We start from the raw sequence: 20,960 nt of genomic DNA, 5'->3' as shown, positions 1-20,960 counted from the left end.
TACGGCCGGGGTCCGTCGGCCGCGAGCGCCGGGCAACACCCCGCAACGGACGGACATCCGGCGTCACACCTGGTCCGCTCTGTGCCGTCGGATGACGTCGCCACGCACGTAGCACTCCGTCACGAACACCGGGGATCCGGCGTCGGTTCCTACGCTCGGGGGATGCCGAAACGCCTGCTGCTCAACGTGTTCGAGATGAACTGCGTCGGCCACATCACCCACGGGTTGTGGCGCCTGCCCGGCAACAACCGGCAGCGCTACACGGACATCCGGTACTGGACCGAGCTGGCGCGCACCGCCGAGGCCGGGCAGTTCGACGCGGTGTTCATCGCCGACGTCCTCGGGGCCTACGACGTGTACGGCGGCTCCGCTGCACCGGCGCTGCGCGAGGGGTTGCAGATCCCGAACAACGACCCGATGCTCGTGGTCCCGGCGATGGCGGCCGTGACGGAGCACCTCGGCTTCGGCATCACCTTCTCGACCAGCTACGAGCCACCGTTCGCGTTCGCGCGACGGATGTCGACGCTCGATCACCTGACGAACGGCCGCGTCGGCTGGAACGTCGTCACGAGCTACCTCCCGAACGCGGCCAGCAACTTCGGCCTGGCGACCGAGATCCCGCACGACACCCGGTACGAGATCGCTGACGAGTACCTCGAGGTGCTGTACCAGCTGTGGGAGGGCTCCTGGGAGGACGGCGCCGTCCTGCGGGACGCCGAACGCGGGATCTACACCGACCCCGCGAAGGTCCACCGGATCGACCACGTCGGTGAGCACTTCCGGGTCGCCGGCCCGCACCTGTCCGAGCCGTCGCCGCAGCGCACCCCGACCCTGTTCCTGGCGACCGGTTCGCCGGCCGGCATCGCCCGAGCGGGCCGGCACGCCGAGGTCGTCTTCACCGGCGGGCACGGCGTCGAGCGCACCGCTGACGCCGTCCGGGCCGCCGCCGAGTCGGCGGGCCGTGACCGTGACGACGTCAAGTTCGTGACGCAGGCCGCCGTGATCACCGCGCCGACGCAGCGCGACGTCGACGACAAGGTCGCCCAGTACCGCGCGTTCCAGAGCGAGGAAGGCCCCCTCATCCACGGGAGCGTGCCCTTCGACGCCCTCGCGCACCCGCGCACCCGCTCCGTCCGGGACGCACTCGATGCCGAAGGGGTGGAGGGCGGCGAGCGGCTGGTCGGCCGCGTTGCCCTGGACCAGACCGTGGGAGAGCTCCTGGACCGGGTGAACGAGGCCTGGCACGGCGCCTTCTGGGCCGCCGGTGTCCCCGAGGCCGTCACCGAACAGATCGAAGGCTGGCTGGACGACGACGGGATCGACGGCATCAACCTGCGGCAGTACCACTCGTTCGACACCGTGCGCGACTTCGCGACCCACGTCACCCCACTGCTGCGGGAACGCGGCCGACTGCCCGAGCGGTACACCGACGGTGAGACGCTTCGCCAGCGCGTCCAGGGCGGCGGGCCGGCACGACTGCCGAGCCGCCACCCTGCGGCACGGCACCGCCGCGGAGTCGACGCCCGAGCCTGATCGCCGGGCGCATCGGCGTCCCGCCCGTCCGCAGTCCCGACGCGTACGGTGCACGTGTGACCAGAACCCATCCGGCAAGACCGCACCGCCTCGTGCTGATCGCCGCCGCCGCCGTGCTGGTGATCGGCATCGTGCTCCTGTTCACCCCGTGGGACGGGCTGATCCCCGTGCTCGCCTGGGTGCTGATCGTCGCGTCCATCGCCCTCGGCGCGATCACCCTCTTCTTCTCGCGCGCACCCCGCAGCTGACCGCGCCACCACACGATCGGCGCCCCGTCAGGACCGCGGCACGAGACCGTGCTCGTAGGCGAAGATCACCGCATGCACCCGGTCGCGCAGGCCCAGTTTGCCGAGCACCCGCCCGACGTGGGTCTTGACCGTGGACTCGCTCGTCACCAGGTGTGCGGCGACCTCGGGGTTCGACAACCCGCGGGCCATAGCGAGCAGCACCTCGCGCTCCCGCGGGGTCAGGGGCTCCAGCGGGTCCGGACCCGCCGGCCGGTCGTCCGGCAGCACGGAGCCGAAGAGCTCGAGCATCCGCTGCGTCACCCGCGGTGAGACGGCGGCCTCTCCCGCTGCCACGGACCGGACGGCGTCGAGGAGCTGCGCGGCGCTGACGTCCTTGAGCAGGAACCCGCTCGCCCCGGCACGCAGGCCACCGAACGCGTACTCGTCCAGGTCGAAGGTCGTCAGCACGAGCACCCGGGTCTCGGGGACCTGCTCGACGATCGCGGCCGTCGCCGTGACGCCGTCGACGTGGGGCATCCGGACGTCCATCAGCACGACGTCCGGACGCAGGGCACGCACGAGCCGAACACCCGCACCGCCGTCGCCGGCCTCACCGACGACCTCGATGTCGGACGGTGCCTCGAGCAGCAGTCGGAAGCCCGTCCGGATGAGCTGCTGGTCGTCGACGATCGCCACGCGGATCACCGGTCCTCCGTCCTGACCGGGATCGTCGCCCGGATCTGCCAACCATCGGTGCCGTCGCGGGAGCCCGCGCGCACCTGCCCACCCAGCGCACGGATGCGCTCGTCGATCCCGATGAGCCCTCGACCCGACCCCGCTGGGGCGTGGGCCGATCCGCCCGGCCGAGTCGGGCCTCCTGTCCGTCCGTCGTCGGTGACGACCACGGTGACCTCGGTGGCGGACGCGGCCACGCGGACGTCGACCGATCGGACGTGCTGCGCGTGCCGGGCGGTGTTGGTGAGGCCCTCCTGCACGACCCGGTACACGGCGAGCTGCAGGGCGTCGTCGTCGGGGACGACGCCGACCAGTTCGAGGGCGACGGGGGCGCCCAGCGCGCGGAACCGGTCGACGAGCTGCGGGACGTCGTGGATGCCCGGTTGCGGCGCGAGCGCGGGTTCGCCGTCGCCTCCGAGCACCCCGAGCATGCGGCGCATGTCGCCCATCGCGCCACGGCCGACGTCGGCGACACCGCGCATGGCAGCGGCAGCGGACCCCGCCGAACCGGCGGGTGCACCAGCGGACGCCCCGGCCGCCGCGCCCTCGGCCAGCCGCACCATCACCGTGAGCGAGTGCGACACGATGTCGTGCATCTCCCGCGCGATCCGGGCCCGCTCCGCGGCGGTGGCGAGCTGCGCCTGCTGGTCGCGCTCCCGGGCCAGCTGGTGCGCGCGGTCGATGAGGGCCTGGGTGTAGCGACGGCGGTTCGACACGTTGACGCCGATCAGGACCGCTGCCAGCAGGAACGTCGTGGGCTGCGGGTACAGGACGTCCGCGAGTCCTCCGGACCCCGGCGCGACCACGAAGACGCGCAGCGCCGTCGCCCCCGCGGCCAGCACGACGGCGACCGCGGCCGTCCACCACCCGGCGGGACGCGACCACCACACGGTCGCGGCGTACACGGTGAAGAGGACCGGCGAGTACCCCGCTTCCGTCCACGTCATCGCGACGACGGACGCGAGCCCGAGCACCGCCGTCACCGCGGGGTGCGTGCGCCGGAGCGGGATGCCGGAGACGGCGATGACCACGAGGACGACGACCGTGACCCGCGCGACGGGGCTCCCGTCGACCTGCCACGCACTCCGGAACGCGACGACGACCTCGATCGCACCCCAGAAGACCATGAGCAGCGCGTCGGTCATGACCGGGTGGCGTGCCCAGAACCGCCGGAGCCGGCCGGGTGCGTCGGGCAGGGCGATGCCCCCGGCACCGTCCTGGACGGCACCGGGGGCGAGGTCGGCAGGGGTCACGCGTCCCGCTTCTCGACCAGGGCGAGCGCCGTCAGCGAGGCGACGACCACCCAGGCCAGCAGTACCGCGAATCCGCTCCATCCACCCAAGGCTAGGACGCCGTCGTGCCACCCCGACGTCACCTCGGTGCCGAACTGCATGAGCGGCTGGCCGGCGTTCTGCGGCAGCAGGTTCGTCAGCGTGCCGAGCCAGTCCGCTCCGGTGAACGACTGCACCAGCTGCACGACGACCGGGGCGACCAGCATCAGGCCGAGGACTCCGGCGATCGCGCCGGCTGTGGAGCGCAGGACCACACCGACCGCGAAGGCCAGCAGCGCGATGAGCGTCAGGTAGACGGAGGCACCCAGCAGCGGCATCGCGACGCTCACGTCCAGCGACGCCTCGACGTTCCGTCCCGCGGCGATGGGCAGGGTGGTGAACGCGGTGGCCCAGACGCTCACGGCACTCGTGACGAAGACGGCCACGGCGAGGACGATCGCCTTCGCCGCCAGTGCGACCGACCGCCGTGGGACCGCCGCGAACGAGGAGCGGATCATGCCGGTGCCGTACTCGCCGGTGACGACGAGGGCGCCGATCACCGCGACGATCAGCGAGGAGAGCATCGTGCCGCTCGTGCTGTAGAGGACGAGGGCGTTCCGAGCCGCGTCACCCGAGAGCCCCTGACCGCCGTTGTCCGCGAAGGCCGCCAGGAGCACACCGATGCCGATCGGCAGGACGAGCACCAGCAGGAAGCTCCACGCCGTCGACCGCAGCGAGCGGAGCTTGATCCACTCCGAGCGCAGGACGCCGGAGAAGTGGACGCCGGACGTGTGGCTGCCGGCTCCGTCGTGCCGAGGCGCGGCGTTGCTCGTGACCGCGCTCATCGGGCCACCTCCGATCGGTACTCGACCTGGTCGTGCGTGAGTTCGAGGTAGGCCTGCTCCAGGCTCGCCTCGGTGGTGGCCAGCTGGTGCAGGACGATCCCCGCAGCACCCGCCGCCTCGCCGATCTGCTCGGCGCCGAGGCCACGGACCTGCAGCGACCCGTCGCCCTCGTAGCCGATGGTGACGTCCGGTCCGGCGATCGCGTCGAGGAGCCGCTCGGGCTCCGGCGTCCGCACGGTGACCGACCGCTCCGTGGCGGCGGCGACCAGGTCCGCGATGTCCATGTCCGCGAGCACCCGGCCGCGACCCATCACGACGATGCGGTCGGCGGTCAGGGCCATCTCGCTCATCAGGTGGCTCGAGATGAACACCGCACGCCCCTCGGCGGCCAGGCTGCGGGCGAGTCGACGCACCCACACGACGCCCTCGGGGTCGAGGCCGTTGACCGGCTCGTCGAGGATCAGCGTCTGCGGATCACCGAGCAGTGCCGCCGCGATCCCGAGCCGCTGCCCCATGCCGAGCGAGAACCCGCCGACGCGCTTCTTCGCGACGTTCTCGAGACCGGTCATCCCGATGACCTCGTGCACCCGGGCCGTCGGGATCCGGTGCGTCGCGGCGAGCGCCGACAGGTGGTCGAAGGCGCTGCGTCCCTTGTGGACCGCCTTGGCCTCGAGCAGTGCGCCGACGCGACGCAGCGGGTCGCGCAGCTCGCGGTAGGGGCGTCCGTCGACGTGGGCGGTGCCCGAGGTCGGCCGGTCGAGTCCGACGACGGCGCGCATCGTGGTGGACTTGCCCGCGCCGTTCGGACCGAGGAAGCCGGTGACGACGCCGGGGCGCACCGTGAAGGACACGTCGTCGACGGCGACCTTCTCGCCGTAGCGCTTGGAGAGGTTCTGGATCTCGATCATGCGGCAACGGTACGGAGACGACCGGGTCCGCCACATCGCCGTCGCAGACGATCTCCGCGGAGCGACCGTGGTACCCCGGTACCACCCGCAGCGGTGCCGGATACGGTGGGGACATGGTCGTCCAGCGCTGGCACGAGGACGTCCTCGGGGCGCCCTACGAGCGACTCGAACTCCCGCTCGGCACCGACTCCGAGGGGCCCGTCGTCGCCACCCTGGTCCGTCGTCGCCACACCCCGACCGACCTGTTGCTGCACGGGCGCGGACCGCTGCACGGCGCTGACGTGCTGTACGTGCACGGGTGGTCGGACTACTTCTTCCAGACGGAGCTCGCCGAGCGCGTCGAACGGCTCGGTGCCCGCTTCCACGCACTGGACCTGCGGAAGTACGGCCGGAGCCTCCGCCCCCAGCAGACCCCGGGGAACGTCGACGACCTGGCGGTGTACGACGAGGACATCGCCGCAGCGCTCGACGCGGTGTCCGCCGAGCACCCCGGCCCCGGTGAGCGGCGACTCGTGCTGATGGGGCACTCCACCGGCGGTCTGACGCTGTCGCTGTGGGCTGCGCGGCACCCGGAACTCGTCGACGGGATCATCCTGAACAGTCCCTGGCTCGAGTTCCAGGCGACCGCCGTGGGCCGGGCGATCGTCGCGCCCGTCATCAAGCTCGGCGCGAAGCGGAACCCCCTCGCCCCGATGCCTGCCGTCGACCCGGGCTTCTACACGCGCACCGTGTCGGCCGCGGGCGAGGGCTCCTGGACGTACGACCAGCAGTGGCGGCCGGAACGCGGGTTCCCCCTGCACCCCGGTTGGCTCGCGGCGGTCTTCGCGGGGCAGGAGACGGTCGAGCACGGGCTCGACATCCAGGTCCCCGTCCTGGTCATGCTCAGCGACAAGAGCATGTTGCAACCCCGGTGGGACCCCGGCATGGCACACGCCGACGTCGCGCTGAACGTCGACACGGTGGCCCACCGAGCCCTGTCACTCGGCAACGAGGTGACGGTCCGCCGACTGCCGGGAGCCGTGCACGACGTGGTGCTGTCCGCGCCCGACGTGCGGGAGCAGGCGTACGACGCGATCGGACGCTGGGCCACCACGCTGCACCCCCGCTAGCGTGACGGGATGACCGAGCGCTCCGTCCGGCTGACCCGGCTCGACCCGACCGGGATCGACCACGACGCACTCGTCGACTTCCTGTCGACCGAGGACTTCCCGTTCCACGTGCGGCGGACGTGGAGCCGTGCAGAAGCCGTCCAGGCCGTGGACTCCGGCTCCTACCGCGACGACGAGCACGACTCGTACTGGGTCGACCACACGGAGCACGGCCGCATCGGGTTCGTCCGGCTGGAGGATCTGGAAGACCCGGTCCCGCTCTTCGACCTGCGCATCGCCGGCGCGTTCCGCGGCCGCGGACTCGGCGTCCCGACGCTTCGCGCGGTCACCGACCACGTCTTCGGCACCCTGCCGTCGGTGACCCGCTTCGAGGGCCAGACCCGCGAGGACAACACGGCGATGCGCCGGGTCTTCGTGCGTGCCGGGTGGGTCAAGGAGGCGCACTACCGCGAGGGGTGGCCGATCGAAGGCGGCCGCGCGGTCGCGTCGGTCGGGTACGGGATGCTGCGCCACGACTGGGAGACGGGCGAAACGACGCCGGTGCCGTGGGACGACGACGTGCTTCCGGACGACTGACGCGGCGCGTCTCGCATCGCGGTCCAGAGCGGACGGGAGGCTCGGGTCACGCCCGCCACGGGCCTCCCGTCCGCCCGGTGGATGCGTCCAGGGCGTGACGCGCGATCAACCGCCAGTCGCCGCCGTCCGCAGCGCGGCGCAGGTCCGCCGGAACGCCGCGCTGAGCGACTCCCCCGCGGCGCGCTCCGCCCACTCGTCGAACGCGGCGCGCAGCGCGAGCAGCGCCAACGGCACCGCGAACCGATCGGCGCCCTGCCACGCCGACTGCAGCTCCAGCATCTGCGCGGCGTCCCGCTCGAGCACGGCGGACAGCAGTGCCGGATCGGCGACGAGCAGCGCGCGCACCCGGACCAGGCGGTCGAGGTCGTCGGGGCGGTCGCGTTCAAACGTCGCGAGCACCTCGGCGATCACCTCGGTCAACGCATCGAACGGCACCGGGGCGGTCACCGCGACGGTGACGGCGTCGTGGACGTCGCGTGGGACGAACAGGAACGCGTCGACCTTCGCGGCGCAGTACCGGAAGAACGTGCGCTCGGTGATGCCGGCCGCGGTGGCGATCTCGGCCCCGGTGACGACGTCGAACCCGCGCGCGCCGACCAGCGCGACCGCGGCGTCCTCGACGGCACGCTCCGTCGCCCGGCGGTGCTGCGCCCGGACCCCGGTCACGACGCGGACCGCGTGGAGACCGTCTCCCGCTGCCAGAGCTCCGGCAGCCGGAGGTCGACACCGTCGGCATCCGCCAGGCGTGTGAACGCGCGCATCGTGACGTCGAGGCGGTCGAGCTTCTTCGGCAGCGGCCTGAGCGGACGGGTCAACGGACGCCAGAACGCGTCCCAGTGCACCGGTCGGACGACGCTCGGCCGCAGGGCGCCGACGGTCTCCTGCCAGTACTGCTCGATCCAGGTCGTCGGCTTCGCACCGGCGGCGCCCGCACCCAGGTAGACGGTGTCGGCGTGGAGCCCCGCGAACGCTCCGGGGATGAAGTTCGCCGTCGGGTGGACCAGCACCGATCCGTCCGGGTGTTCGAACAGGAACGAGGAGCACCCGCCGGTACGGAAGTCGCGCATCCGGGCCGGCAGGGTGACCGGCTCGGTGATCTCGCCCGGGACCGCGTCGCCGTCACTGTGCAGGGCGCGCAGCGGCGTGACCGTGAAGGCCCCCACCGCGAACGACTCTCGGTCGTGGAGCTCCCGGAAGGGCACGCGGTCGAGCCCGTACCCGGTGGCGATCATCCGGGTGGACGCCGAGCCGCCGAGTTCCGCCCCGGTCCGGTCCGCGACCACGGGCGCGTCGAGGGCGTGGTCGGCGTGCGAGTGCGAGACGAGCACGGCATCGAGGTGGTCGACGTCGAACCGTGCGAGTGCGTCCTCGATCCGGGTGACGTCCGGTCGGAGCCGGCCGAGCATCAGCCGCGGGAACGAGGGACGACTGAAGAAGCCGTCCACGAGCAGCGAGGTCGTGCCGTCGGAGACGAGGACGTTGGACACCCCGCCGAACACCGTGGTGACGCTCATGCGTGCGCCCCGCCGAGCACGTCGTCGAGGAGCCGCATCGTGCGCGCGGCGTCCTCCATCGCGAGGTCGTGGTGCACGCCGTGCACCCGTTCGACGTCCCACCCGAGGCGCTCGTAGACCGGCACCTCGGCCTCGGGCACGACGTGTCGACCGTCGTCGGTGAGCACGAGCGTCGACGGCACGAACGGGGCCGCCGGAGCGACCGGTGTCGTCGCGACCGCTCGCAGGACGTCGCGCAGCATCGTGCGGTCCCAGTGCCGGTGGCTCTCCTCGGCCCGGGCGACGTTCGCCGGCCCCCACCGCGGATCGGTGCGGTCGTAGGCCTGCACGAGCAGCGGCTGCAGCCCGGGCAGCGCCCAGAACGCCCGCCCGAGCACACCCCGACCCGGTGCCCGCAGGTGGAAGCCGGGGTCGAGGTACACCGCGCGGGCCGGGCGCAACCGGTCGACGGCGTCGAACAGCACCCGTCCGCCGAGCGAGTGTCCGACGACGGCGTCGAGCCCCTGCGGCAGCGTCTCGGCGAGGTCGTCAGCGAACGCGGCGAGCGTGTACGACGCCGCGCGGTCGCTCTCGCCGTGACCCCGCAGGTCCGGCACGAGGAACGTGTACCGGTCCGGGTCGGCGTGGGACACGAGGTCGCGCCACACCAGCGCCGAACCGAGGATGCCGTGCACGAGTCCGACCCGGACCGGGCCGCGTCCGTGGGTCTCGTCGTGGAGCTGCATGTGCACTCGATTCTGTCAGTGACTGACAGAATACACGGTCAAGCGGGGCGGCTGAAGAGGTTCACGAGGTTGCCGTCAGGGTCACGGAACAGCGCCGATCGATTCCCCCAGGGCATCGTCGTCGGCGGCAGCACCACGTCGTCGAGGCCACCACGCAATCCCGCGAACGCGACGTCGACGTCGTCCACCACGAACTCGAGGAACACGCTGCCGTTCGTGCCGGGCTCCGGCGCGGCCGGTCCGAGCATCGCCACGGTCACCGGGGTCGCGAGGGCGAGCACGGCGCCGCCGGTCACGATCTCGGCGAAGACGGGTGCGGGCCGCCGCGCCTCGGTCCCGGTGACGCGTTCGTAGAACCGCACCATCCCGTCGAGGTCGTCGGTGATGATCCGGATGGATGCGAACTGCATGGTGAGCCCTCCTGGCCGGCCACCGTGACCGGACTCGTCGAGCATGCGCGACCACCGCGACACCGTCCTGTCGGTGTTTCGGCGAACCACAAGGCGGATCTGGCGGTTCAGTCCCCGAGCAGGTCTCCGAGCACGGGGCGCAGGACGCCGTGCGGGATGTCGAGTTCGTCGAGGTGGACCACCCGAGGCGGGGCCTGTTCGTCGGTCTCCTCGACCGCCAGCACCCGGTCTCCGCGGAAGGCACGGACGCCGTCGCGCAACCGGCACCACGCGACCAGGTACCAGTCCTCGCCCTTCCCGATGTAGCCGAGCGGTTCGACGACGCGATCGGTCTCCGCGCCCGCTGCGTCGCGGTACCGCATCCGGACGACGCGCCCGCCGGTCAGCGCACCGGCGAGCGCCGTGGGAGCAGGCGTGCGCTCCCCTGACTCCAGCAGGTGCACGCGACTCGCGAGTCGCGCTGCCCGTCGGGCGTCGTCCTCGGCGAGCACCGCAGTGACCTTGCGGGCAGCGCTGCGCGCCGCGTCGCGGAACGGGCTGGAGCCGAGCGTGCCGAGGCCGATCGCCACCGCGAGCGCTTCGTCGACGGTCAGCCCGAGCGGCGGGAGCGTCGCACGGGCGTCGATCGTGTACCCGCCGGTCCGCCCCGGCTCGGCCCAGATCGGCACTCCGGCTTGCTGCAGGGACAGCAGGTCCCGCTCGACCGTGCGCACACTGACCCCGAACCGCTCAGCGAGTCGGCGCGCGCTCCGCAGCGCGGGCGCAGCGGCGCGGAGCTCCTCGACGAGCGCGTACAGGCGGTCGGTCCGGTTCACGACGCGACCATAGCCCGTGACGCGACCGGCACCGGACGGGAGGCACGGTGCCAGCTGGCACCGGGCCTCCCGTCCGCCGTCGGGTCACGCGCAGAGCGCGACTCGCGTCAGGAACGCGACAAGCGTTCGACCGTGGCGTGGGCGCCGTCGGCGATGAGCCCGTCGAGGGCGTCGCGGTACGCCGCGACGAACCGTTCGTCGTCGATCAGGTCGCCGAAGACCTGCCGGTTCGCGATGAAGGCGAGCCGGTCGTCGCGCTGGGTGAGGGCGATGCGGTGCAGCGGTTCGGCCAGCCGGTCGACGATCTGGATCGGCTCGCCGGACTCGTCCGTTCCCTCGTCGTAGCGCGCCCACGACGCGACGATGCCGGCGGACAGCGTGACGGGCCGGCCGGCGGCGAGGTTGTCGCGGACCACCGGCAGCAGCCACTTCGGGATCCGGTCGCTCGACTCGGCACAGAGCCGGGCCAGGGTGTCGCGGACCTCGGGGTTCTGGAAGCGCTCGATGAGGGTGGACTTGTAGTCCTCGAGGTCGATGCCGGGCACGGGGTGCAGGGTCGGCGAGCCCTCTTCGTCCATGTAGCGGCGCAGGAACGTGGCGATCGCGGGGTCCTGCGTGGCCTCGTGCGCGTAGCGGTACCCCGAGAGGTACCCGAAGTAGCACAGGCCCTGGTGCGAGGCGTTGAGCAACCGGAGCTTCATCAGCTCGTACGGCTCGACGTCCTCGACGATCTGCACGTCAGCGTCCTGGTACGGCGGACGTCCGGCGGGGTGGTCGTCCTCGAGCACCCACTGGAAGAACGGTTCGGCGACGACGGGCCAGGCGTCCTCGATGCCGAGCTCGTCGCGGACCCAGGCGCGGTCTTCGTCGGCGGTGACCGGGGTGATGCGGTCGACCATCGAGTTCGGGAACGACACGTGCTCGTCCATCCAGTCGGCGAACGCCGGGTCCTGCAGGCGTGCGTAGGCGTTGAACATGTCGCGGGCGACGTGCCCGTTGCCCTGGATGTTGTCGCACGACATCACGGTGAACGGTTCCAGCCCGCGCTCCCGGCGCCGCTGCAGCGCTGCCACGACCAGGCCGAACACGGTGCGGGGTGGTCCGTCGCCGCGCAGGTCGGCCGCGACGCCGGGCTCGTCCGCGACGAACTCGCCGGTGACGTGGTCGAAGTTGTAGCCGCCCTCGGTGATGGTCAGGCTGACGATCCTGGTGTCCGGGTGCGCCATCTTCTCGACGACGGCGTCCGGGTCGTCGACGGCGAGCAGGTAGTCGACGATGCTGCCGACGACGCGGGACTCGCGGGTGCCGTCGGGGTGCTTGAGGACGAGCGTGTAGAGCCCGCCCTGCTCCGCCATGGCCGTGGCCATCCGGCGGTCCTGCTCGAGGACACCGACGCCGCAGATGCCGTACTCGCGCGCCTCGCCCTGCTGGAGCAGCCGGTCGATCACCATCGCCTGGTGCGCGCGGTGGAAACCGCCGACGCCGAAGTGCACGATGCCGGCGGTGATCCCGCTGCGGTCGTAGGTCGGGACGGCGACACCGCTCGCGGCGATCTCGTCGAGGGTCTCCGGGGACAGGCGGACGGGCATCGGGTACTCCTTCGTACGGCGGTCGTTCTGGCGGTCACGCCGCCGGTCGCACCGGCGGTCGTGCTGGGTGCAGTCAACCACGCGCACATCTGTTCAGAACCGAGTTTCCACCGCGGGGTACGAACCTGAGGATGCACTCGTAGTCGTTGCACCGAGTGCATCGATGCACCTAGTGTTCTCATTCGTGACCCTCACGACCGACCGCCGCGCCGCCCTCAAGGCGAAACACCGTGCGGCGATCCTGCAGGCCGCACGCGACCTGGTCGACGAACGCGGCGGCCGCGAGTTCAGCGTCGACGACCTGGCAGCACGGGCCGACATCGCGCGGCGGACGGTGTTCAACCACTTCGCCTCGCTCGACGAGGTCCTGCTGGCCGTGTGCGAGCAGGAGCTGTCCGTGATCATCGACCGGTTCCTCGCCGACATGGCACGCACCCCGGTCGGCGACGGCAGCCGGGCCTCGATGTTCGACGAGCTCGAGTCCGCCGCACGCGGAGCCGACCTGGCAGCCGCGATCTCGAGCATGTACCGGATCCTCGGCGACCCGGGCAAGGACGACCCGAAGGCCGCGGTCCTCACCCAGACGGCGTTCTCGCGGGTCACCGAACGACTCCGCGACGAGGTGGCACGCCGCTACCCGGCGGCGGATCCCCTCGACGCCGCCCTGCTCGTCGAGTCGCTCATGAGCGGCATCGTCGTGATCGCGGAACACTGGCTGGCCACCTCCGGCCCCGCGATCGACGAGCAGTCCGTCGCCGACTGGGACGCCCTGCTGGCACGACTCGTGCACAGCGTCCGCAGCGGCTACATGCCCACCGACTGACACTTCCCTCCCCAGGGGTCCACCGGCGCACCCCGCTCCACACAGCACCTGCAACGAAAGGAACGGGGCAACCGCATGGCCGGTCTCCTCTACCGTCTCGGACGGTTCTCCGCACGACGCCACTGGCTCGTGATCATCACCTGGGTGGTGATCATGGCCGTCGCCGGCGTCACCTACAGCCTCTTCTCGGGCACGATCTCGTCGGCGATCTCGATCCCGAACACCAAGACCAGTCAGGTGCAGGACGAGCTCGCCGACAAGTTCCCGTCGGCGAACGGCGGCAACGGCACGATCGTCTTCGAGACGAAGAACGGCAAGGCGTTCACCGACGCGCAGAAGTCGGAGGTCGCGGACTTCCTGACCAAGGTCGAGAAGCTCGACGGCGTCAAGGGCGCAACGAGCGGCTTCGACACCCAGGACCAGCTCGACGAGCAGCGCCAGAAGATCGTCGACGGCCGCAAGGAGATCACCGACGGCCGCGCGAAGCTCGAGACCGGCCAGGACCAGCTCGACGCCCAGAAGGCGCAGCTGACCTCCGGCAAGCAGCAGATCGAGGACGCCCAGGCGCAGCTCGACGCCCAGAAGGCCCAGGGCGAGGCCGCCGGCGCAGCGCTCCCCGCAGCGCAGGCGCAGGCCGCAGCGGCACAGCTCCAGCAGGCGCAGGCCCAGATCGACGCCCAGCAGGCGCAGATCGACGCCGGCGAAAAGCAGATCGCCGACGCGCAGAAGACGATCGACGCCAACACGAAGAAGCTCGACGACAGCGCCGACGAGCTGGAGCAGGGCTCGAAGCTCCTCGACCTGTCGAAGGACGTCCGCTTCGTGTCGTCGAACGGCAGCGCCGCCATCGGCACGGTCCAGTTCACGAAGTCGACCTACGAGGTCCCCGCCGACACGAAGACCGCCATCGCGGACGACGCCGACTCGGCCGACATCAGCGGCGTGAACGTCTACGTGTCGAACGACATCGCGCAGGGCGTGCCGTCGATCCTCGGCCCGGGCGAGATCGTCGGCGTCATCATCGCCGCGCTCGTGCTCTTCCTGATGCTCCGCACCGTCATCGGTGCGGCGATCCCACTCGTCAGCGCCGTGCTCGGTGTCGGCGTGGCGTCACTTGCCTCGCTGTCGTTCTCCGGCCTGGTCGAGTTCATCTCGGTCACGCCGGTGCTGGGGGTGATGTTGGGCCTGGCGGTCGGCATCGACTACTCGCTCTTCATCCTGAACCGACACCGCACCCAGCTGAAGCAGGGCATGCAGGTGCACGAGTCCATCGGCCTCGCGAACGGCACCTCGGGCAACGCCGTGGTGTTCGCCGGTGCGACCGTCATCGTCGCGCTGCTCGCGCTGAACATCACCGGCATCCCGTTCCTCGGGCTGATGGGCACGGTCGGTGCGGTCGCGGTGTTCTTCGCGATCCTCATCGCCACTTCGTTCACCCCGGCGCTGCTCTCCCTGATCGGGATGCGGATCCTGCGGAAGAAGGAGCGCGCGAAGATCGGCAACACCGGCTCGACCCGGGTGCCGAACAAGCCGATGAAGACCTGGCGCGCGATCGTCACGCTCGTCGCCGGTGTCGCCGTGCTCGGTGTCATCGCACTCCCCGCGACGCAGATGCGCCTCGGCCTGCCGACCGGTGCGTCCGAGTCCGTCGACTCGAGCCAGTACAAGGCGTACAAGGCCCTCGACGAGGAGTTCGGCGCCGGCCAGAACGGCCCGCTGCTCGTCGTCGCGACGTTGCCCGAGTCGATCAGCAAGTCGGACGTCACCGCGACCGAGGTCACCATCGGTGAAGCCCTGGCGAAGAACGACGACGTCAAGGCCGTCCTGCCGATCGGCACCTCGTCGGACCGCGACATCATCGCGTTCCAGGTGAAGCCCGGCGGCGGTCCCGACAGCATCTCCACCGAGAACCTGGTCAAGGACCTGCGCGAGCAGACCGTCACGACCGACGACGGCACGGTCACGCTCGGAGTCGCGGGCAACGCGTCCGCCAACATCGACGTGTCCGAGAAGCTGTCGAACGTCCTGCCGCTCTACCTCGTGGTGGTCGTCGGCCTGTCGCTCATCATCCTGATCATCGTGTTCCGGTCCTTCCTGGTCCCGATCACGGCGACGGCGGGCTTCATCCTGTCCGTGATGGCGTCCTTCGGTGGCCTGACCGCGATCTACCAGTGGGGCTGGCTCGGCTCCGTGTTCGGCGTGCACGACCCGGCGCCGATCCTGAGCTTCCTGCCCATCATCGAGATCGGCATCCTGTTCGGTCTGGCGATGGACTACCAGCTGTTCCTGGTGTCCGGCATGCGTGAGGCTTACGCCCACGGCGCCTCGGCGAAGGTCGCGGTCCAGCGCGGGCTGCACGCCGGTCGCGCGGTGGTCACGGCAGCGGCGATCATCATGATCTCGGTGTTCGCGGGCTTCATCTTCTCGGACTCCTCCACCATCAAGCCGATCGGCTTCGGGCTGGCGTTCGGTGTGCTCATCGACGCGTTCGTCGTCCGCATGCTGCTGATCCCGGCTGCGATGCACCTGCTCGGCCAGAGCGCGTGGTGGTTCCCGAAGTGGCTCGACCGGATCGTGCCGGACGTCGACGTCGAGGGCGCGAAGCTCGAGCGGTCGCACCCGGTCGCCGGTCAGCCGGGCCAGCCCGGTCAGCCCGGTCACGAGGACACCCACACGGGGTCGCACGCCCTCCCCGTGGCGCCGGACGCCAACGCGCACGAGTCGGGGCACCCGCCCGCGCACCGCGCGTAGTCGACGCACCCAGCCTGGAGGCCCGGGGCCGGTCCACTAGACCGGCACCGGGCCTCCCGTGCGTGCGCCCACCCCGCGCCCGGCGGCCGGACGCATGCGTCCGCACCTTCCGACGATCCACCCGTTGATCGACGCGTGGAACGTCGGAACATGCGCACGCATCTGATGCGGCCGCAACGTGCGACAGAACACGCGTTGATCGACTGGTGTTCTGTCGGATCCTGCTCACGCATGGAAGCGCCCGCGCGGCATCGTGAGAGGACCCCGGAACACTTCGTGGGCGAACGGTATCGTGGGCGCATGACCTCCGCACCCGACCCGCTCGCGCTCGACCGGCAGCTCTGCTTCGCCCTCGCGGCCACGAGCCGGAGCGTCATCGGGCTGTACCGCGACCTGCTCGAGCCGATGGGCCTGACGCATCCGCAGTACCTCGTGATGCTCGCACTCTGGGAGCAGGATCCCCGGTCGGTGCGCGAGATCGCCGGCGAACTGCGGCTCGACTCAGCCACCCTCAGCCCATTGCTCAAGCGACTCGAGGCCTCCGGCTACGTCCGCCGGACCCGCAGCGCCGCCGACGAACGGCAGCTCGAGGTCTCGCTCACCACGGCCGGGCGGGCCCTGCGCGACCGCGCACGAGCGGTCCCCCTGGCGGTCGCGGACCGGCTCGGGTGGCCACTGGAACGCCTCGAAGCGCTCAAGGACGACCTGACGGAACTGCTGGAGCGGGTCGACCAGGTGTGATCCCGGGGCCGATGGTGCCATAATGGTTCGTGCACGAACGAAAGGACACACCGTGGGGCGCTTCGGCAAGTGGTACGAACGGTGGAACACGACGCTCATCAACAAGATGGGACCGTCGCAGATCGGCGCCGGACACCCCGAGGGGGTCGACGACCGGTCAGTGGACCGCGGCTGCCCGATCTGCGGCAAGCCCCTCTCCCTGCACCAGGTGATCCGCCCCGAGGGCCAGGTCCGTTCGTCGACCCTGGTCTGCCCGCGCGACTGACGGCGGGAATTGCACCGAGCAACACGACGTTCCACTCCCTCGTGAAGCTCTTCGAACCCACCTCCTTCGGCGCCCTGCGCCTGTCGAACCGCGTCGTCATGGCCCCGCTCACGCGCACCCGCGCCGGTGAGCACGGCATCCCGAACGACCTGCTCGTCGAGCACTACCGTCAGCGTGCGGGCCTCGGCATGATCATCACCGAGGGCACCTGGCCCGTGCAGGAAGGCCGCTCCTACCCCGGGCAGCCCGGCATCGAGACCGACGAGCAGATCGCCGGCTGGCGCCGCGTCGCCGACGCCGTGCACGCCGAGGGCGGCACCATCGTGATGCAGCTCATGCACGGTGGCCGTGTCTCGCACCCCGACATCTCGCAGACGCCGCGCATCGTCGCCCCGAGCGCCATCGCCGCTCCCGGTCAGACCCACACCGCGACCGGCAAGGCCGACATGCCCGTCCCCCACGAGCTGACCACCGCCGAGGTGCAGGACGCCGTGCAGGGCTTCGCGCAGGCTGCCCGCAACGCGATCGCCGCCGGACTCGACGGCGTCGAGGTCCACGGCGCCAACGGCTACCTGGTGCACGAGTTCATGTCCCCGGTGTCCAACACCCGCACCGACCAGTACGGCGGTTCCCCCGAGAACCGCGCCCGCTTCGCGATCGAGGTCACGACCGCCGTCGCCGAGGCCGTCGGCGCGGACCGCACCGGCATCCGCCTGTCGCCCGAGCACGGCATCCAGGGCGTCATCGAGGACGACGCGGCCGACGTCCGCGCGACCTACACCGCGGTCGCCGAGGGCCTCGCGCCGCTCGGACTCGCCTTCATCGACGTCCTGCACGCCGAGCCGACCGGCGACCTCGTGCAGCACGTCCGCCGCACCGCGGGCGCACCCTTCATCGTCAACTCGGGCTTCAGCGCGATGACGACGCGTGAGGAAGCGATCACCGTCGTCCACGACCAGGACATCGCCGACGCGATCGCGGTCGGTCGTCCCGCCATCGCGAACCCGGACCTCGCCCACCGCTGGGAGCAGGACGCGGAGCTGAACGAGCCCCGCCCCGAGCTCTTCTACGGCGCGGGCGCCGAGGGCTACACCGACTACCCGTCGCTGGCCGAGGTGCGCGCGAGCGTCTGACGCTGCGCGCGGATCGACACGCGACGCGCGCTGCGTCGAGGTTCCACGACACCCCGCGTGCGTTCCGTCGAGGTTCCGATCAGGACGGTGCGTGCCCGCGAGGTTCCGAGGTCTCGGAACCCCACGGGGTGGGGGCGAGCGAACGACGGACGGGAGGCCCGTGGCGAGACCGCCACGGGCCTCCCGTCTTCTCGCGTGCCGTCCCAGGGCGTGACGCGCTTCTCGTAGGATCGTCGCAGTGAACACTGCAACGCCGGGCGAGCGGGGCCCCGCGCACCGCGCGCGCGACACGACGCGGTGGGACATCCAGGCTCTCCGCGCGTTCGCGGTGCTGGCCGTCGTCGTGTACCACCTGTGGCCGCACGCCCTGCGGGGCGGGTTCGTCGGGGTCGACGTCTTCTTCGTGATCTCCGGGTTCCTCATCACCGGACTCCTGCTGCGCGAACAGCTCGCCACCGGCACGATCCACCTCGGTCGGTTCTGGTCCCGCCGGGCCAAACGCCTGCTGCCGGCCGCGTTCCTCACCATCACCACCACCGGCGCAGCGGTGCTCGTCGCCGTGCCGAGCGCACTGTGGGGGCAGTACGGCCGCGAGCTCATCGCGTCGACCGTCTACCTGCAGAACTGGGAGCTGGCGGCGAACTCGGTCGACTACCTGGCCTCGGCGGACGACCCCTCGCCGTTCCAGCACTTCTGGTCGCTGTCGGTCGAGGAGCAGTTCTACATCGTCCTGCCGCTGCTGTTGATCGGGTTGGCCGTGGCCGTGCGCGGGCGCCTCTCGACGCTGACCACCGCACGCCTGCTGCTCGGCGCGGTCGTCGTGCTGTCCCTGGTGTGGAGCATCGTGCAGACCAGCACGAACCCCGGCGTCGCGTACTTCTCCACCGGCACCCGCGCGTGGGAGTTCGCACTGGGCGGCCTCGCCGCGACCGTGCACCTGCCCGAGGTCCGCACCGAGGTCGCCCGGCGGGTGCGCATGATCCTGACGAGCATCGGCGCCGTGGCCCTCGTCCTGTCCCTGTTCGTCATCGGGGCGGAGACGCCGTTCCCCGGGATCGCCGCGCTGCTCCCCGTCGCCGGTGCGACCCTTGTGGTGCTGTTCGGCGGACGCACCGTGTTCGAGTCGATCGGCGCGCTCGGACCGGTCGCGTTCACCGGACGGATCTCCTACGCGCTGTACCTCTGGCACTGGCCGCTCGTCGTGATCCTGCCGATCATGCTCGGACGCCCGCTCGACTGGGCGACCAGCACCTCGGTGCTCCTGGTGTCGGTCGGACTCGCCGCCGTCACGACCATCTGGTTCGAGGAACCCGTCCGCTTCTCGACCTGGCTGCGCGACCTGCGGCCCCGCGGGGTCGTCGCCCTCGGCGTCATCTGCACCTTCACGGTCGTGACCCTCGGCGCCTCGACCCTGACCGCCGTCTACGTGCAGGAGGTCCACGCCGAAGGCGCCACCGAGCAGCTCACGAAGCGGCTCGCGACCGAACGGGCACAGGACGACGAGTCCTGCATCGGCGCAGCCGCACGGATCAGCTCCGCCGACCCCTGCGTCGACCCGGCGCTGGCCGACACGCGCGTCCCCGACCCCGCCGCTGCCGAGGACGACGACGCGAACCGCCCCGAGTGCTGGAGCGGCACCTTCCGCACCTGCGTGCTCGGCAAGGCGACCGGCTGGTCGAAGCACCTGATCGTCATCGGCGACTCGCACAGCAACGCCCTGCTCGGCGCCTACGAGAAGATCGCCGAAGAAAACGGGTGGCGCATCGACATGGCCGGCATCGGCGGCTGCTACCTCACCACGGCGCAGCAGAACTCGGTGAACGCCGGCGCGCTGCGCGGCTGCAACGCGTGGAAGCACGCGGCCATCGACTACGTCCGCGCCCACCGCGACGCCGACGCCCTGGTCGTCACCCACTCCGCCACGCAGATGCCCGTCAGCCTGCCGGCCGGAGCCTCACGCGACATCGCCACCCGCAACGGCCTCGTCGACGCCTGGGAGCAGGCCGCCGGCGACGAACTCCCCGTCATCGCGATCCGTGACAACCCGGTCCCCCGGCCCGACGTCATCGCCTGTGTGAGCAAGATGTCCGGGCCGACGAACACGTCGTGCGACCGGCCCCGCTCCGAGGCGCTCGCCCAGACCGACTCCTCGATCGAGGCCGTGCGGGCGTTCAAGGCCGCCGGAGGACGAGCCGGGGTGATCGACCTGACCGACTACTACTGCACCGAGACGACCTGCCCCGCGGTGATCGGCGGCGTGCTGGTCTACCGGGACACCACGCACATCACGGCGACGTGGGCGACGTCGTTGGAGCCGTACCTCGAGCGCGGGTTGCAGAAGCAGCTCACGGCGCTCGGGCGCTGAGCGCGTGAGCGCGTACGCGCGTGCGCTTCGTGAGCCATGCGCTTCGTGAGCGCGTGCGCTTCGTGAGCACAAATGGTCGAGTCCCGTCGATGAACCCGACCATTTCTGCTCACGAAGTCGCCCGACCGGGCAGCTGGACCCCGAATGCGGGCCTCCGCTCCGGGCGCCGTCGCTCTACTCTTGAGCGGACCTCGCACGCCCGCAGCTCGCCACGTGCGCCGACTGAACGGAAGACTCCCGTGACCGACCTCGCCCCCGAGCGTTCCGCGCCGGCCGCCTCCGCACCGACCGCCTCCGCCCCGAGCACGGACGGGACGCCCGGACTCGCGCCGCTGAGCCTGCTCGCCGTCGTGGCGATCGCGCTCGCCTTCGTCGCCCCGATCGGCGGCGTCGTCGTCGGGTTCATCGCGCGGCACGAAGTCCGACGGACCGGCGAGCGCGGGGACGGACTGGCGTTCGCGGCCATCCTGATCGGCGCGACGCTCACGCTGTTCGGCGTGCTCGTCCCCGGAGCCCTCGCGCTGTCCGGCGTCATCGACTCGACGATCCACCTCTGGGGCTGACTCGTCGCCCCGTCCTCCGGCCACTGGCCACTGGCCACTGGCCACTGACCACCGGCCACCGC

General features: G+C 71.3%; 21 protein-coding genes. 11 read left to right on the top strand and 10 right to left on the bottom strand.

The genetic code is table 11. The features are described from left to right. Positions 1–162: 162 nt before the first annotated feature. Positions 163–1,533, top strand: a complete 1,371-nt coding sequence (locus EDF48_RS13440) for an NtaA/DmoA family FMN-dependent monooxygenase (protein WP_131880588.1) — start codon at positions 163–165, stop codon at positions 1,531–1,533. A gap of 56 nt (positions 1,534–1,589) precedes the next feature. Next, positions 1,590–1,781 carry a hypothetical protein gene (locus EDF48_RS13435; RefSeq protein ID WP_131880586.1) on the top strand — a complete coding sequence of 64 codons (192 nt, stop codon included), beginning with the start codon at positions 1,590–1,592 and terminating at the stop codon, positions 1,779–1,781. Between the two features lie 27 nt (positions 1,782–1,808). Here the strand turns inward: EDF48_RS13435 and EDF48_RS13430 are convergent, their stop codons facing one another. The 4 genes from EDF48_RS13430 to EDF48_RS13415 are packed head-to-tail and all read right to left on the bottom strand — an operon-like array spanning position 1,809 to position 5,519. Next, entirely contained in the window at positions 1,809–2,465 is a 657-nt protein-coding gene (locus tag EDF48_RS13430; protein WP_131880584.1) for a response regulator transcription factor, read from the bottom strand. Beyond that, entirely contained in the window at positions 2,462–3,748 is a 1,287-nt protein-coding gene (locus EDF48_RS13425) for a histidine kinase (protein ID WP_165932399.1), read from the bottom strand. The genes EDF48_RS13430 and EDF48_RS13425 overlap by 4 nt, the downstream gene beginning before the upstream one ends. Beyond that, complete coding sequence (locus EDF48_RS13420) at positions 3,745–4,611, bottom strand: ABC transporter permease subunit (protein WP_131880580.1); 867 nt, start codon at positions 4,609–4,611, stop codon at positions 3,745–3,747. Before EDF48_RS13420 ends, EDF48_RS13425 begins: the two co-directional genes overlap by 4 nt. Further along, positions 4,608–5,519, bottom strand: a complete 912-nt coding sequence (locus EDF48_RS13415) for an ABC transporter ATP-binding protein (protein WP_131880578.1) — start codon at positions 5,517–5,519, stop codon at positions 4,608–4,610. Before EDF48_RS13415 ends, EDF48_RS13420 begins: the two co-directional genes overlap by 4 nt. Before the next feature lie 113 nt (positions 5,520–5,632). On the opposite strand from EDF48_RS13415, the gene EDF48_RS13410 reads away from it, so the two are divergent. Beyond that, entirely contained in the window at positions 5,633–6,628 is a 996-nt protein-coding gene (locus EDF48_RS13410; RefSeq protein WP_131880576.1) for an alpha/beta hydrolase, read from the top strand. Between the two features lie 9 nt (positions 6,629–6,637). Continuing rightward, positions 6,638–7,204, top strand: coding sequence for a GNAT family N-acetyltransferase (locus tag EDF48_RS13405; RefSeq protein ID WP_131880574.1), 567 nt, complete (start codon positions 6,638–6,640; stop codon positions 7,202–7,204). 105 nt (positions 7,205–7,309) lie between these two features. Here the strand turns inward: EDF48_RS13405 and EDF48_RS19150 are convergent, their stop codons facing one another. The 6 genes from EDF48_RS19150 to EDF48_RS13375 form a co-directional block, all read right to left on the bottom strand. Further along, on the bottom strand, positions 7,310–7,870 hold the full coding sequence (locus tag EDF48_RS19150; RefSeq protein ID WP_165932398.1) for a TetR family transcriptional regulator: 561 nt from the start codon (positions 7,868–7,870) through the stop codon (positions 7,310–7,312). Beyond that, on the bottom strand, positions 7,867–8,718 hold the full coding sequence (locus EDF48_RS13395) for an MBL fold metallo-hydrolase (protein WP_131880570.1): 852 nt from the start codon (positions 8,716–8,718) through the stop codon (positions 7,867–7,869). Before EDF48_RS13395 ends, EDF48_RS19150 begins: the two co-directional genes overlap by 4 nt. Further along, a complete protein-coding gene (locus EDF48_RS13390; RefSeq protein WP_131880568.1) occupies positions 8,715–9,443 on the bottom strand; it encodes an alpha/beta hydrolase family protein in 729 nt (242 codons plus the stop codon). Before EDF48_RS13390 ends, EDF48_RS13395 begins: the two co-directional genes overlap by 4 nt. A gap of 38 nt (positions 9,444–9,481) precedes the next feature. Continuing rightward, the gene (locus tag EDF48_RS13385; RefSeq protein ID WP_131880566.1) at positions 9,482–9,853 is read right to left on the bottom strand and encodes a VOC family protein; all 372 of its coding nucleotides are present in this window, start codon (positions 9,851–9,853) and stop codon (positions 9,482–9,484) included. A 107-nt stretch (positions 9,854–9,960) separates the two neighbouring features. Next, a complete protein-coding gene (locus tag EDF48_RS13380; RefSeq protein WP_131880564.1) occupies positions 9,961–10,668 on the bottom strand; it encodes a YafY family protein in 708 nt (235 codons plus the stop codon). 107 nt (positions 10,669–10,775) lie between these two features. Continuing rightward, positions 10,776–12,257: a mannitol dehydrogenase family protein gene (locus EDF48_RS13375; protein WP_131880562.1), complete on the bottom strand. Its 1,482-nt coding sequence runs from the start codon at positions 12,255–12,257 to the stop codon at positions 10,776–10,778. 184 nt (positions 12,258–12,441) lie between these two features. Between EDF48_RS13375 and EDF48_RS13370 the strand changes: the two genes are divergently transcribed. The 7 genes from EDF48_RS13370 to EDF48_RS13340 all read left to right on the top strand — a co-directional run bounded on the left by EDF48_RS13370 (position 12,442) and on the right by EDF48_RS13340 (position 20,898). Then, positions 12,442–13,080, top strand: coding sequence for a TetR/AcrR family transcriptional regulator (locus EDF48_RS13370; RefSeq protein WP_165901448.1), 639 nt, complete (start codon positions 12,442–12,444; stop codon positions 13,078–13,080). Positions 13,081–13,155: 75 nt separating this feature from the next. Beyond that, the gene (locus EDF48_RS13365; protein ID WP_131880557.1) at positions 13,156–15,831 is read left to right on the top strand and encodes an MMPL family transporter; all 2,676 of its coding nucleotides are present in this window, start codon (positions 13,156–13,158) and stop codon (positions 15,829–15,831) included. 300 nt (positions 15,832–16,131) lie between these two features. Then, complete coding sequence (locus tag EDF48_RS13360; RefSeq protein WP_111086213.1) at positions 16,132–16,572, top strand: MarR family transcriptional regulator; 441 nt, start codon at positions 16,132–16,134, stop codon at positions 16,570–16,572. Between the two features lie 52 nt (positions 16,573–16,624). Beyond that, positions 16,625–16,837: a hypothetical protein gene (locus tag EDF48_RS13355; RefSeq protein WP_173169183.1), complete on the top strand. Its 213-nt coding sequence runs from the start codon at positions 16,625–16,627 to the stop codon at positions 16,835–16,837. Positions 16,838–16,878: 41 nt separating this feature from the next. After that, the gene (locus EDF48_RS13350; RefSeq protein ID WP_131880555.1) at positions 16,879–17,970 is read left to right on the top strand and encodes an alkene reductase; all 1,092 of its coding nucleotides are present in this window, start codon (positions 16,879–16,881) and stop codon (positions 17,968–17,970) included. A 238-nt stretch (positions 17,971–18,208) separates the two neighbouring features. Then, entirely contained in the window at positions 18,209–20,335 is a 2,127-nt protein-coding gene (locus EDF48_RS13345) for an acyltransferase family protein (protein ID WP_165932397.1), read from the top strand. Between the two features lie 239 nt (positions 20,336–20,574). Further along, complete coding sequence (locus EDF48_RS13340; RefSeq protein ID WP_165932396.1) at positions 20,575–20,898, top strand: DUF4190 domain-containing protein; 324 nt, start codon at positions 20,575–20,577, stop codon at positions 20,896–20,898. The last annotated feature ends 62 nt before the right edge of the window (positions 20,899–20,960 follow it).

Origin of the sequence: Curtobacterium sp. PhB191 (assembly GCF_004346515.1) — a bacterium.
GTDB lineage: Bacteria > Actinomycetota > Actinomycetes > Actinomycetales > Microbacteriaceae > Curtobacterium.
This window is presented reverse-complemented; position numbering and strand designations above follow the sequence as displayed.

Bases quoted from the DNA above. Each gene is read 5' to 3' on its own strand.
- EDF48_RS13405 (WP_131880574.1), top strand. From the start codon at position 6,638: ATGACCGAGCGCTCCGTCCGGCTGACCCGGCTCGACCCGACCGGGATC.
- EDF48_RS13365 (WP_131880557.1), top strand. From the start codon at position 13,156: ATGGCCGGTCTCCTCTACCGTCTCGGACGGTTCTCCGCACGACGCCAC.
- EDF48_RS13415 (WP_131880578.1), bottom strand. From the start codon at position 5,519: ATGATCGAGATCCAGAACCTCTCCAAGCGCTACGGCGAGAAGGTCGCC.
- EDF48_RS13360 (WP_111086213.1), top strand. From the start codon at position 16,132: ATGACCTCCGCACCCGACCCGCTCGCGCTCGACCGGCAGCTCTGCTTC.
- EDF48_RS13385 (WP_131880566.1), bottom strand. From the start codon at position 9,853: ATGCAGTTCGCATCCATCCGGATCATCACCGACGACCTCGACGGGATG.
- EDF48_RS13440 (WP_131880588.1), top strand. From the start codon at position 163: ATGCCGAAACGCCTGCTGCTCAACGTGTTCGAGATGAACTGCGTCGGC.
- EDF48_RS13395 (WP_131880570.1), bottom strand. From the start codon at position 8,718: ATGAGCGTCACCACGGTGTTCGGCGGGGTGTCCAACGTCCTCGTCTCC.
- EDF48_RS13375 (WP_131880562.1), bottom strand. From the start codon at position 12,257: ATGCCCGTCCGCCTGTCCCCGGAGACCCTCGACGAGATCGCCGCGAGC.
- EDF48_RS13390 (WP_131880568.1), bottom strand. From the start codon at position 9,443: ATGCAGCTCCACGACGAGACCCACGGACGCGGCCCGGTCCGGGTCGGA.
- EDF48_RS13410 (WP_131880576.1), top strand. From the start codon at position 5,633: ATGGTCGTCCAGCGCTGGCACGAGGACGTCCTCGGGGCGCCCTACGAG.
- EDF48_RS13420 (WP_131880580.1), bottom strand. From the start codon at position 4,611: ATGAGCGCGGTCACGAGCAACGCCGCGCCTCGGCACGACGGAGCCGGC.